This window comes from Paenibacillus sp. FSL K6-1096, from assembly GCF_037977055.1.
Lineage (GTDB): Bacteria > Bacillota > Bacilli > Paenibacillales > Paenibacillaceae > Paenibacillus_AQ.
On the sequence record NZ_CP150274.1, the window covers coordinates 4,631,471 to 4,644,233 of the forward strand.

The window sequence follows — 12,763 nt, forward strand, 5'->3', positions numbered from 1 at the left end:
AGAAGCTAACAGAGGAGGAATTCAGCATGAGCGATCAATATAAGATTCAGGACCCTGTGAAGCAGTATGACAAGGCTACGCCGGAATTCGAGCAGCAGCAGCCGGCCCCCGGCCTGGAGACGAAGATGCATCCGCGTCCCGATGACGGGGCGGGCACCTATAAAGGCAGCGGACGGCTCACTGGACGCAAGGCGGTGATCACCGGAGCGGACAGCGGGATCGGACGGGCGGTTGCAATTGCTTTTGCCCGGGAAGGTGCTGATGTGGTGCTGGCCTATCTGCCGGAGGAGGAAGCGGACGCGAAGGAAGTCGTCCAGCTGGTGGAGGAAGCCGGCCGCAAGGCGGTTGCCGTTCCCGGCGATCTGAAGGACGAGAAGTACTGCGAGCAGCTGATTGCCAAGGCGGTAGCGGAGCTGGGCGGGATTGATATTCTGGCCAACATTGCCGGTAAGCAGCAGTTCGTGAAGGCTATCGCCGATCTGACCACCGAGCAGTTCGATGCCACCTTCAAGACCAATGTATATGCGCTGTTCTGGCTCTGCAAGGCGGCGATTCCGCATATGAAGCCGGGCAGTACGATTATCAACACTTCATCGATTCAGGCGTATGAGCCTTCAGAGATTCTGCTGGATTATGCCACCACCAAAAGCTCCATCAACACCTTCAGCAAAGCGCTGGCCCAGCAGGTGGCCGATAAGGGCATCCGCGTGAATGTCGTTGCGCCGGGACCGGTCTGGACCCCGCTGCAGATCAGCGGCGGACAGCCGCAGGAGGTCTTGAAGGATTTCGGCGCCAAAACCCCGCTGGCACGCCCCGGACAGCCGGCGGAGATGGCTCCAGCCTACGTCTTCCTGGCCAGCCAGGAATCAAGCTATATCAGCGGCGAGACGCTGAATGCCAACGGCGGCATGCCGACGCCATAACATCACATGCTTAGCGAGAAGCCTCCGCAAGGAGGCTTTTTGCTGTAGCGGGGCTGTCCCAGAAGCCATGAAACGGTTGCTTGGGATAGCTCTTTATGCTGGAGTTGATTCAGAGTGAGCACTTGGGGGAGGGGGCATTCGCTAGCAAATGTATGCTGTTTTTCGCATACATTCGGGCTACATGCCTGTGCGTTAGCAAATGTATGCTGTTTTTCGCATACATTCGGGCTACATGCCTGCGCACCAGCAAAATGTATGCTGTTTTTCGCATACATTCAGGCCACACGCCTGTGCGTCAGGCAAATGTATGCTGTTTTTCGCATACATAATTCCCGCAATAATGGGGGTGCCACTTTTGGGACAGCCCCGTTTCCACTTGTGTATTGGGGATGCTGGCAGCCGGGGCGATGAAAGCGGTACTTTTGCATGGATAGGGGGCTCATGTGCTACACTTGAGGTTAGAAGTGGGCTGCCAGCCAGGGAGCATAGGCCGGTATGCGGAGAAGACAGGAGGAGAGGGCATGGCATTCGTAACGGTACAAGGGGAATATAAACGCTATAAGATGGGGGAGACCCTGATTGTGGCCAATGACGGCATTGATTTTGAGATTGAACAAGGGGAGTTCGCCGTTATTGTCGGCCCCAGCGGAGCAGGAAAGTCAACGGTACTGAATATACTGGGCGGGATGGATTCTGCCGACGAAGGCCAGGTCATTGTGGACGGTACTGACATCGCACGTTTCAGCGCCAAGGAATTGACCGGCTACCGCCGTAATGACGTGGGTTTCGTGTTCCAGTTCTACAATCTGGTGCCCAATCTGACCACGCTGGAGAATGTGGAGCTGGCCTCGCAGATCTCCCCCCGGGCGCTGGATGCCCGGCAGGTGCTGGAGGATGTGGGGCTTGGCGCGCGGCTGAATAACTTCCCCGCCCAGCTCTCCGGCGGGGAGCAGCAGCGGGTCGCCATTGCCAGGGCGCTGGCCAAGCAGCCGAAGCTGCTGCTCTGTGATGAGCCGACCGGAGCGCTGGATTACAACACCGGCAAGCAGGTGCTGAAGCTGCTGCAGGATACGTGCCGCAATACCGGGACTACGGTGATTGTAATCACGCATAACCTGGCAATCGCGCCGATGGCGGACCGGGTGATTGAGATTAACAATGCCAAGGTACGGAAAATGGTGAAGAACGAAACGCCGGTATCCGTAGAAGACATCGAATGGTAAGGGGCAGGAAATGATGAAGAAACGGGCGTTATGGAAGGATGTTTTCCGGGAAATCAGCCGCACGAAGGCGAGGTTCCTCTCGATCTTCGCTATTATTATGCTGGGGGTAAGCTTCTTCTCCGGTATTAAGTCGGCAGGACCGGATATGCTGGACACTGCAGCGACGTATTATAAAGACCTGCGGCTGATGGACCTCCGCGTCCAGTCCACTTACGGATTGACCGAGAAGAGCATGGAGACGCTGCGGAGCCTACCCGGAGTGCAGACGGTTCAGCCCGGATACAGCTCGGATGTATTCCTTGGCGACAGCGGGCTGATTGCCAAGGTCTATTCCTATGCAGAAGACAATGAGCTGAACGGCTACAAGCTGACCGCAGGGCATCTGCCGGAAGCTTCGGGAGAGATTGTGCTGGATGAACATCTGCGCGAGCAGGAGAAGTTCAAGCTTGGAGATTCCATTACCTTCGGCGGGGAGGCCGGAGCGGATCTGCAGGAAAATTTCCAGACGCAGACCTACAAAGTGGTGGGCTTCGCGCAGAGCCCGCAATATATTGAGACCGCGAACCGCGGAACGAGCCGGATCGGCAAAGGAACCGCCGATGCGTTCGCCGTCATACCAGAAGCGGACTTCAAGCTGCCGGTGTACACGGAGGCCTATCTCAGCTTCAAGGATACCGCCGAAGAGACGGCCTATACTCCCGCCTACGACGCATTGGTGGAGCGCCACCTCACCGAGGCGGAGGAAGCGCTGAAGGATTATCCGGCGCAGCGTCTGGAAGAGCTGAAGGCGGAAGCGGCTGCGGCGGCGAAGCAGGCTGCAGCACAGCAGGGGCCCCAAGGGGCACAGCAGGGGACGCAGCAGCAACAGGAACAGCAGCAGCAGGCAGCGGCGCAGAGCCAGCCGGAGCTGCCGAAGGTCTATGTGGCCGACCGGACGATCAACTCCGGGTATGCGGAATATAAGGACAATGCGGACCGCCTGTCCGCGATTGCTTCCGCTTTTCCCGTCTTCTTCTTCCTGATTGCCGCGCTGGTCAGCCTGACGACCATGACCCGGATGGTGGAAGAGCAGCGGCTGCAGATCGGGACCCTGAAGGCGCTGGGCTATGGTGCCAGGGATATTATGGCCAAATTTCTGGTGTACGGCACACTGGCCAGCCTGTCCGCCTCGGTGGTTGGCCTGGCGGTGGGCTTCACCTTTTTCCCGGACCTGATCTATAATGCCTACAGCTCGCTCTATAACCTCCCGGATGTCATCAAAAGCTTCTACCCGGACTATGCGGTGGTCTCCATCCTGGTGGCGCTGATCTGTACAACGATGACGGCGATGATCGCTTCCCGGGTGGAGCTGCGCAGCAATGCATCGGTGCTGATGCGGCCCAAGGCGCCGAAGAGCGGGCAGCGGATTCTGCTGGAGCGCTTCACCTTCCTGTGGAGAAGGCTCAGCTTCGTGCAGAAGGTGACGGCCCGGAACCTGTTCCGCTACAAGCAGCGGATGTTCATGACCGTCATCGGGGTGGCGGGCTGTACCGCGCTGATTCTGACCGGCTTCGGCCTGAAGGATTCCATCGGCAGCATCGCCGGCAAGCAGTTCGGCGGGATTATGAAATACAGCGCCCTGGTCGCGCTGCATGAGAATGCGCCGGCCGCAGAGCAGGCTGCCTACAAGCAGCTGATTGAGCAGGAGCCTGCGGTTACGGGCACCCTGAATGTGCTGCAGGAGGCGATGACCGCCCGGGCCAAAGGCGTGAACGATCAGGAGGCACGGATCTTTGTCCCTTCGGATACCGCGCAGCTGGCTTCGTTCGTTACGCTTAAACAGCGTTCTGCGGATAAGCCGCTGGAGCTTAAGGACGGCGGGGCGGTGATTACGGAGAAGCTTGCGAAGCTCTATGATCTTGCGCCCGGCGACACCCTGACCGTTCTGGACAGCAGCAATGAGCAATTCAAGATTAAGGTGGCAGCGGTCACTGAAAACTATGTGCTGCATTACATGTACATGACCCCGGCATATTACACTGAAGTATTCGGCAAAGAGCCGGTCTATAATACGCAGCTGCTGAGCTACACCGGCAAGGATAAGCAGTGGGAGGATGCTTTTGGCGAGAAGCTGACGGCGAACGGGCAGGTGGCTCTGGTCAGCTTATCCAGCGGTGTGGGCGAGGCCTTTGAAGAGACCATGGACAGCATGGATGTTGTTATGGTGGTACTGATCGTATCGGCTGCCGCCCTGGCCTTCGTGGTTCTGTATAATCTGACCAATATCAATGTATCTGAGCGGGTCCGTGAATTATCTACGATCAAGGTGCTGGGCTTCTACGATAAGGAAGTCACCCTGTACATTTACCGGGAGAATATCCTGTTAACCCTGCTTGGCATTCTGTCCGGCAGTGCGCTGGGCATCATTCTCCACCGGTTCGTCTTATCTACGGCCGAGCTGGATGCGACGATGTTCGCTCCGCTGATTGAATGGCAGAGCTACCTCTACGCGGGCCTGCTGACCCTGCTCTTCTCGGGAATTGTCATGGTGTTCATGCATCTGAAGCTAAAGCGGATTGATATGATCGAAGCGCTGAAATCGGTAGAGTAGGAGAGTCACTGTTTTGTCAAATCTATAAATTGCCTGAAAAAGAGGAAGGAATACCGCTTGCCGGACGAGGGAGGGCACCAGCGGGTTTCCTTCCTTTTTTGTATGCAAAAAGAGCAAAAAAACTGCTGGGAGGACAGTGGAAATAGAGATTCTTCTGGAATATTATGTCGAAAGCAATCGAAAATTATCTTTTTGTGTCATTATAACTAACCCAATTAAACTCATCAAAAATATATACATTAGAAATTCTAAGCTTATTTCTCGATTATATTGGAATTAAATGTTTTCATAGCAAAAAAATAAGATGCATAAAACATAAATAAATATATTGACGTAAGAAATATTCACATGTAATATAAACCATAATTTAAAAAGGGAATGCTTAAGGCTCCCATCCGGGAAAGCTGCCCCTGACTCTAATTGACCTATGGTCTATTCATCGCAGCTTGACCATATGTATCATGTGTAACATTTCATTACATGGTCCTGTGAAGACGGTCATTGTTAGTCTCAGGTGTCCAGCGGCCTGGAGCATCCCGGTCTCCCCAGTAGCTTGGAAGAGAAGGTAGAAGCACTTAACTAAGGAGGAGTTAGAAGAATGGCGAAAAAGAGAAAATGGTGGTCAAGTTTACTAGTTGTATCGTTGGTAGGAGTTCTATTCACCGGTTGCAGCACCAATAATACTTCAGGCTCTGCGACTAATGCTCCTGCCGCAACGGCAGCCCCGACAGAGAGTGCAGCGCCGGATGCTACTGAAGCGCCCGCAGCTGATGGGCCTGTGGATGGGGGAACGCTTGTCGCAAGCTCTTTCTCTGACATTGTTAATATTAATCCCCTTCTAGTTAATGACACCGCATCAGGCGATGTCGCCCAGTTCGTCTTCGCGAAGCTGTACAACCTCGACCGCGAAGGCAATGTGAAGGCTGAAGACTGGTCTTTGGCCGCTGACCTCCCGGAAATCTCCGCAGACGGATTAACCTATACTGTGAAGCTGAAGGATACTGCCAAATGGAGTGACGGCCAGCCGGTCACTGCAGATGATGTAGTGTATACCGTTGAAACAGCTAAGAATAAAGAGACCGGCTCACCGCTGATCAGCCAATATGACAAAGTGAAGACGGTAGAGAAGGTCGATGACCACACTGTTAAATTCACCATGTCCCAGATTTACGCCCCATTCCTGTACGCTCTGGTTCAGGAGATTGTGCCGGCCCATATTCTGAAGGACGTGAAGCCGACCGAAATGCAGAAGAATGCCTTCGGTACAGATCCGGCTAAGACCGTGACCAGCGGACCGTGGAAATGGACAGCCTGGAAGCAGGGCGAGAGCCACACGATGGATGCCGATCCGAACTACTGGGGAACAGTGAAGCCTCATATCGCCCAGATTGTCTACAAGATCTATGCTGACCAGAACACTGAGGTCCAAGCGATTATGAAGGGCGATACGGACCACATCAGTGCCATTCCGGTGACTCAAGTGGAAGCTGTTAAGAAGGACGGCAAGATTGATATTATCGAGAAGCCGGGCGCGCAATATGAATATGTGATGTTCAACTTCGACGGCAAGAACTTCCCCGATAACTACGGTCTGTTCGCCGGACAGAAGACCAGACAGGCGATTGCCCATGCACTGAACCGCCAGGGGATGGTGGACAATATCCTGAAGGGTGTAGGCGCTCTGATGAACGCCCCGTTCCTGCCGGATACCTGGGCTGACCCGGGCGATGCTGCAGTGAACTATGATTATAACGCCGAGACAGCTAAGAAGCTCCTGGCTGAGGACGGATGGGTGGCCGACGCCAAGGATGGAATTCTGACCAAAGACGGACACCGCTTCTCCTTCGAGCTTCAATATAATGCCGGCAACAGCCGCCGTGAGCAGGTTGCCGCTGTTATCCAGCAGAACCTGAAGGATGTCGGCATTGAAGTGAAGCCGAAGGCGATTGACTTCGCTGCCTGGATCGATCAGAACGTTACACCGGGTAAATTCCAGGCCCTGCTGCTGGCATGGTCCCTGAATACACCGGACCCGGATGCGGAGAGCATCTTCTCCTCCAAGTACTTCCCGCCTGCCGGACAGAACAGCGGCTGGTATAAGAATGAGAAGCTGGATCAGCTGTGGGTAGACGGATATTCTACAGTAGATCAGGCTGAGCGCAAAGAGATCTACAAAGAAGTGGGTAAAGAAATCTCCACCGATCTTCCTTATGTATTCCTGTATCAGTATGGTCAGGCCATCGGAACAGGACCTAGAGTGCACTGGGCAGAGGAGGACGCTCCAGAGCCGTCACTGGGCTACGGACAGTTCTTCCACGCGATCAAATGGTGGGTAACCGATTAATACGCCGCTAACTGAATAGACTTGCGGGAGGTGAAGGAGCATGCTCTTTCACCTCCCCCTTTTGTATCAATGGGGGGCCTCCGCAATCTATCGCCTTACCATCTCTAGGAGGATAGCCTATGACAGAATATCTGATACGCCGGGTGCTTCAATCGGTATTGGTCATCTTTCTGATTACCATACTGACCTTTCTTCTTATCCATGCGGCTCCGGGCGGACCTACGCAAGTGATGCTCGCGCCGGGCCTGACGCCGGAAATCTTCGAGCAGCAAGCCAAGAATCTGGGGCTCGACCAGCCGATTCATATCCAGTATCTGCACTGGATTGGTGATCTGCTGCAAGGAGACCTGGGATATACCTTCAAGAACCATATTGCGATCTCGGATCTGCTCTGGCCGCGGATCGGCAATACCGTGATCCTGATGGGGGCCGCTTGGCTGGTATCGCTGCTGATTGCCATACCCTGGGGGATCTATAATAGTACCAAAGTCTATGGTTTATCGGATCAGACCGCTTCTTTCATCTCTTATCTGGGCTTCGCCATGCCGACCTTCTGGTTCGGGATCCTGCTGCAGCAGTGGCTGTCGCTCAAGCTGGACTGGTTCCCATTGTCGGATATGTATACAAGAGGCAAGGAAGGAAATATAGGTGATTTGTTCATGCATCTGGTGCTGCCGGTCACCGTACTCGCGCTTGGCTTCCTGGCTTCTTATATGAAGTATGCGCGGGCCAGTATGCTGGAGGTGCTGGATCAGGATTATATCCGCACGGCCCGGGCCAAGGGTGTGAAGGAACGCAAGGTCATCTTCCGCCATGCTCTGCGCAATGCGCTGATTCCAATCATTACGGTACTCGGCCTTGATCTTCCGATTCTGGTAGGCGGGGCCGCACTGACGGAGAATGTATTCAACTGGCCGGGAATGGGCCGCTGGTTCGTGGAGATGGCTACGGCGCGCGAATATTCGGCACTGATGGCGGTTACGATCGTGACGGCTGTCATGGTCGTCATCGGCAATCTGCTGGCGGATATCCTGTACGTGGTCGTTGATCCGCGGGTGAAGCTCGGTAAGCAAGGGGGTAAGGCAGCATGAGTACCAATAATACGGAGCTTACCAAAGGGGTTGTATCCAAACCGCTCGGTACGCCTGATATGAACCCAATGCCGGGCGGTACGGACCCGGAGATTCCGGTGGTGGATTCGGACCGGCCGCCGGGTCCATGGAGAACGCTGTGGAAGAAGTTCTCGCGTAATCCTTTTGCCATGGGCGGTTTAATCGTACTGTTCATCTTTGTGCTGCTGGGGGTATTCGCACCGTATCTGACCTCTTATGGACCGGAGAAAATCGACCTGATGTTCGCGAATCTGAAGCCAGGAGCGGAGGGCCATCCTCTCGGCACCGATGAGCTGGGCCGCGATATTCTCAGCAGACTGCTGTACAGCGCCCGGATCTCGCTGCTGATCGGGTTCTCGGTTGCCGCTGTATCTGTGCTGGTCGGCTCAGTGATCGGAGCGATCTCCGGTTACTTCGGCGGATTCGTGGATACGGTATTTATGCGTATTGTTGACGTCATGAACTCCGTGCCGTCCCTGTTCCTGAACATCCTGGTAATGGCGTTATTCGGCACACAGATTAAGTTCATGATACTGATTCTGGCGTTCACGAGCTGGATGAGTATTGCCCGGCTGGTCCGGGGAACCTTCCTGCAGCTGCGGGAGATGCAGTATGTGGAGGCTGCGAGAGCGATCGGTGTGTCCAGCTGGGGCATCATCTTCCGGCATCTGCTGCGCAATGCCAGCTTCCCGATTATTGTCAACGCGACCCTGATGGTGGGCGGGGCGATTCTCAGTGAGTCCGCCTTGTCCTATCTGGGCCTTGGCATTCAGGCTCCGGCCACAAGCTGGGGGCTGATGCTCAGCAACGCCCAGGAGTTCATGCTGGTCGATCCGATGCAGGCGGTGTATCCGGGCTTCTGCATCCTGATGGTGGTGCTGGCGGTTAACTTTATCGGCGACGGCATCCGGGATGCCCTTGATCCCAGACAGAAAGTGACCAAATCCCGGAGGAGGCTGGAACAATGGCGGAAAAACTACTCGAAATCCGGAAACTGACCGCCGGCTTTGCAACAGAAAAGGGGCTGCTCAAGGCAACCGACGGCATTTCTCTTACGGTGGACAAGGGGCAGACAGTCTGCATCGTCGGAGAATCCGGCAGCGGCAAAAGCGTGACCTCGCTGGCCATCATGCGCCTGATTGATTACGCAGGCGGGATGATTCTTGAGGGGAGCATTGATTTTCACGGGCAGAACCTGGGGGAAAAGACGCAGGAAGAGATGCGGAGCATCCGCGGCAATCAGATCGCGATGATCTTCCAGGACCCGATGTCCTCGCTGAATCCTGTCTTCACGATCGGGGAACAGATTGCGGAGAGCCTGCGGCTCCATCAGAACAAGAGCGATGCCGAAGCGATGAAGCACGCGGTAGAGCTGATCCGGCTGGTCGGCATCCCGGCCCCGGAGATTCGCGCGAAGCAGTACCCGCATGAGCTGTCCGGCGGGATGTGCCAGCGTGTAGTCATTGCGATTGCCCTGGCCTGCAATCCTGAGCTGCTGATCGCCGATGAGCCGACCACCGCGCTGGATGTGACCGTGCAGGCGCAGATTCTCGATCTGCTGCGCAAGCTGCAGTCTGAGCTCGGGATGTCCATCCTGCTGATCACCCATGACATGGGCGTGGCCGCCGAGATGGCTGACCGCATTGCTGTCATGTATGCGGGCGCGATCGTGGAAGAGGGCAGTGTTGAGGAGATTTTCGACCATCCCAGCCATCCGTATACGGTCGGGCTGCTTCAGTCGATCCCGGGATTCGAGGGCGGACGCGGCGGCGAGCTCTATACGATCCGCGGAACGATTCCGCCGATTGGCCAGCTGCCGGGGGGCTGCCGGTTCCACCCGCGCTGTCCCCATGCGATGGACATCTGCCGCAGCCAGGAGCCGCCGGATTTCATGATCTCTGAGGATCACCGGACCGCCTGCTGGCTGTTCAAGGATAAGCCGGAAGCGGCGGAATACAGCAGGGAGGCGAAGCGTGCATGAATAAGACATTGGACATACCTGAGCGTAAGCTGCCGGCTTCCTCTGAAGTGCTGCTGGAAGTAAAGGACGTTAAGAAATATTTCCCGATCACCAAGGGACTGCTGAACCGGACGGTCGGACAGGTCAAGGCGGTGGACGGGGTGAATCTGTCGATCCGCCAAGGCGAGACCTTCGGGCTGGTCGGCGAATCCGGCTGCGGCAAGTCGACCTTCGGACGGGTGCTGCTGCGGCTGCAGAGCGCCACCGGGGGGAAAGTATTGTTCAAAGGCAAGGATATTCATTCCCTCGGTTCGGGCGACATGCGCAAGCTGCGGGAGGAGATGCAGATCATCTTCCAGGACCCGTTCGGCTCGCTGAATCCGCGTTTCCTGGTCAAGGATATCATCGGCGAGCCGCTGCGCATTCACCGGAAGATGTCGGCGAAGGAGACCGATAACCGGGTGGTGGAGCTGATGGAGCTGGTCGGTCTGGATGCCAGCCGCCGCAACCGCTACCCGCATGAATTCTCCGGCGGGCAGCGCCAGCGGATCGGCATTGCCCGGGCTATCGCCTTGAACCCGAAGTTCATTGTTGCCGATGAAGCGGTATCGGCACTGGATGTGTCGGTCCAGTCCCAGGTCATTAACCTGCTGATGAAGCTGCAGAAGGAGCTGGGCTTGACCTTCCTGTTCATTGCCCATGGCCTGAACGTGGTCCGGCATATCTCCGACCGCGTCGGGGTCATGTACCTGGGCAAGCTGGTGGAGGTCGCCGAGACGGAGGAGCTGTTCGCGGCTCCGCTGCACCCGTATACTGCCGCCTTGCTCTCGGCCATTCCTAAGCCTTCTCCAAGACGCAAGCAGGAGCGGATCATGCTGGAGGGGGATGTGCCGTCCCCGGCCAACCCGCCCTCGGGCTGCAGGTTCCATACCCGCTGCCCGTTCGTTCAAGACAAATGCCGCCACACGGAGCCCCTATTGGAGCAGGTCGGAGCGGGCCGGCAGGTCGCCTGCCATTTCCCGCTGTTTCCGAAGGCCTGAACGGATTACCATAGGTTATGAAGGAGGAACGCCGCTGAATATGTTGCGGCGTTCCTCTTTGCTTGTCCGAAACTAACCATTGTGTTCCATAGCGTTCTATAAGAAAATGGGAGCAGACGGATTCCTGGCAGATTAATCCCATTTCATATACGCAACGAATGCGGACCGGAGGTTCTAGTGAACAAGGTAAACACAGCAGTTTCAGCTCTATTTATACTGGTGATGGCAGCAGCGGCCTGGATCTGGGCAGCAGCCGTACATACCTGGACTCCAGCGGGGACCCTGGCTTCTCTGGCCTGCCTGGCGCTGTTCGTCTGGACCGGCCTGCGGGCGATACCCGCCCTGACCCGATACCTGAGCCCGCAGGGGGCGCGTGAAGCATCAGCCGGGATCGGCAACAGCGATCCGAAGGAGGAGCGGCAGCGGACCTGGTGGCAAATCATACTGTGGGTGGCCGCCAGCCGTGTCCTGCTGATCCTCGCGGCTTATGTGTTCTGGGTGCTGCGGGAAGGCGGCTCCGGCAGCCTGTTCTCCCGCTTCATTGACATGTGGCATATCCGCGGAATTGACGCTATGTCTTATCTGGGCATCGCCGAGCGGTGGTATGTGACGGAGGGGGACCCCAGATTCCATATTGTTTTTCTGCCGTTCTTTCCGGTGCTGATCAAGCTGGCGCAGTTCTTCACGGGAAGTTATATGGTGGCCGGTTTTGTGGTTGCTAATCTGTGTACCCTGGCTGCGGCGGTGTTCGCATATGAGCTGGCCCGGCTGGATCTGGCGCGCCGGAATGCGCTGCGGGTGGTGAAGTATATCTTCATCTTCCCGTCGGCGTTCTTCTTCTTCCTTCCGATGACTGAGGCGCTGTTCCTGCTGCTCTCGCTGATGGCCCTGTATTATGTACGCCGGCGGCGCTGGCTGCTGGGCTGCCTATGTTCGGCATTAGCCGGATTCACCCGTTCCCCGGGCATTCTGCTGGCGGTGCCGGTTGCAGTTGAGCTGGCCCGGGCGCTGACCGCCGGTTACAGGCGGATGGACCGGAAGGCTTTTGTGAACAAGGTGATTCTTGCGGCAGTCTCGTTAGCTACGGTCTCCTTCGGCCTGCTGGCCTATCTCTATATCAACTACAGTGTGACAGGTAACGCGTTCCAGTTCAGTATCTACCAGCGGGAGCATTGGTCTCAGCGGGTCTACTTCTTCTTCGATACCGTGAGGTATCAGATGGAATACGCCGTGAATACCTTCAAGGATAAGGATTGGCGTTCGTTCCTCGGGCTGTGGCTGCCGAATTTGACCGCGATCTTCGCCGTGCTTCTCATCATGCTGCGGAGTGCGAAGAAGCTGAACCCTGCATACATAGCGTATCTGATTGTCTACTTCGCCTATGTGGTCGCGCCGACCTGGCTGCTGTCCGCTCCGCGTTATTTTGCGGTCGCTTTTCCGCTGGCCTTCGCAGCGGTGGTGCTGACAGAGGATAAGAAATGGAAGGATGCCGTGCTGACAACCTTGTACATTGCGGGGAGCCTGCTCTATCTGGCGGTGTTCGTGGCGGGTTATCCGGTCTATTAACATAT

9 protein-coding genes are annotated in these 12,763 nt (G+C 56.1%); all 9 read left to right on the forward strand.

The window, feature by feature from the left end:
* Positions 1-26 precede the first annotated feature (26 nt).
* The 9 genes from MHI24_RS20480 to MHI24_RS20520 all read left to right on the forward strand — a co-directional run bounded on the left by MHI24_RS20480 (position 27) and on the right by MHI24_RS20520 (position 12,758).
* The gene (locus MHI24_RS20480) at positions 27-923 is read left to right on the forward strand and encodes an SDR family oxidoreductase (protein WP_340021379.1); all 897 of its coding nucleotides are present in this window, start codon (positions 27-29) and stop codon (positions 921-923) included.
* Between the two features lie 521 nt (positions 924-1,444).
* Positions 1,445-2,146, forward strand: a complete 702-nt coding sequence (locus MHI24_RS20485) for an ABC transporter ATP-binding protein (RefSeq protein WP_340021380.1) — start codon at positions 1,445-1,447, stop codon at positions 2,144-2,146.
* A 13-nt stretch (positions 2,147-2,159) separates the two neighbouring features.
* Positions 2,160-4,736 (forward strand): ABC transporter permease, encoded by a 2,577-nt coding sequence (locus MHI24_RS20490; RefSeq protein WP_340026740.1) that lies wholly within the window; start codon positions 2,160-2,162, stop codon positions 4,734-4,736.
* A gap of 598 nt (positions 4,737-5,334) precedes the next feature.
* A complete protein-coding gene (locus MHI24_RS20495; RefSeq protein WP_340021381.1) occupies positions 5,335-7,080 on the forward strand; it encodes a peptide-binding protein in 1,746 nt (581 codons plus the stop codon).
* A gap of 119 nt (positions 7,081-7,199) precedes the next feature.
* Entirely contained in the window at positions 7,200-8,171 is a 972-nt protein-coding gene (locus MHI24_RS20500; RefSeq protein WP_340021382.1) for an ABC transporter permease, read from the forward strand.
* A gap of 59 nt (positions 8,172-8,230) precedes the next feature.
* Positions 8,231-9,190: an ABC transporter permease gene (locus tag MHI24_RS20505; protein ID WP_340026741.1), complete on the forward strand. Its 960-nt coding sequence runs from the start codon at positions 8,231-8,233 to the stop codon at positions 9,188-9,190.
* Positions 9,157-10,173, forward strand: coding sequence for an ABC transporter ATP-binding protein (locus MHI24_RS20510; protein WP_340021383.1), 1,017 nt, complete (start codon positions 9,157-9,159; stop codon positions 10,171-10,173). The genes MHI24_RS20505 and MHI24_RS20510 overlap by 34 nt, the downstream gene beginning before the upstream one ends.
* Positions 10,170-11,192 carry a dipeptide ABC transporter ATP-binding protein gene (locus tag MHI24_RS20515; protein ID WP_340021384.1) on the forward strand — a complete coding sequence of 341 codons (1,023 nt, stop codon included), beginning with the start codon at positions 10,170-10,172 and terminating at the stop codon, positions 11,190-11,192. Before MHI24_RS20510 ends, MHI24_RS20515 begins: the two co-directional genes overlap by 4 nt.
* Positions 11,193-11,369: 177 nt before the next feature.
* Positions 11,370-12,758, forward strand: a complete 1,389-nt coding sequence (locus MHI24_RS20520; RefSeq protein ID WP_340021385.1) for a hypothetical protein — start codon at positions 11,370-11,372, stop codon at positions 12,756-12,758.
* Positions 12,759-12,763 lie beyond the last annotated feature (5 nt).

Bases quoted from the DNA above. Each gene is read 5' to 3' on its own strand.
- MHI24_RS20515 (WP_340021384.1), top strand. From the start codon at position 10,170: ATGAATAAGACATTGGACATACCTGAGCGTAAGCTGCCGGCTTCCTCT.
- MHI24_RS20490 (WP_340026740.1), top strand. From the start codon at position 2,160: ATGAAGAAACGGGCGTTATGGAAGGATGTTTTCCGGGAAATCAGCCGC.
- MHI24_RS20485 (WP_340021380.1), top strand. From the start codon at position 1,445: ATGGCATTCGTAACGGTACAAGGGGAATATAAACGCTATAAGATGGGG.
- MHI24_RS20505 (WP_340026741.1), top strand. From the start codon at position 8,231: ATGAACCCAATGCCGGGCGGTACGGACCCGGAGATTCCGGTGGTGGAT.
- MHI24_RS20480 (WP_340021379.1), top strand. From the start codon at position 27: ATGAGCGATCAATATAAGATTCAGGACCCTGTGAAGCAGTATGACAAG.
- MHI24_RS20500 (WP_340021382.1), top strand. From the start codon at position 7,200: ATGACAGAATATCTGATACGCCGGGTGCTTCAATCGGTATTGGTCATC.
- MHI24_RS20510 (WP_340021383.1), top strand. From the start codon at position 9,157: ATGGCGGAAAAACTACTCGAAATCCGGAAACTGACCGCCGGCTTTGCA.
- MHI24_RS20495 (WP_340021381.1), top strand. From the start codon at position 5,335: ATGGCGAAAAAGAGAAAATGGTGGTCAAGTTTACTAGTTGTATCGTTG.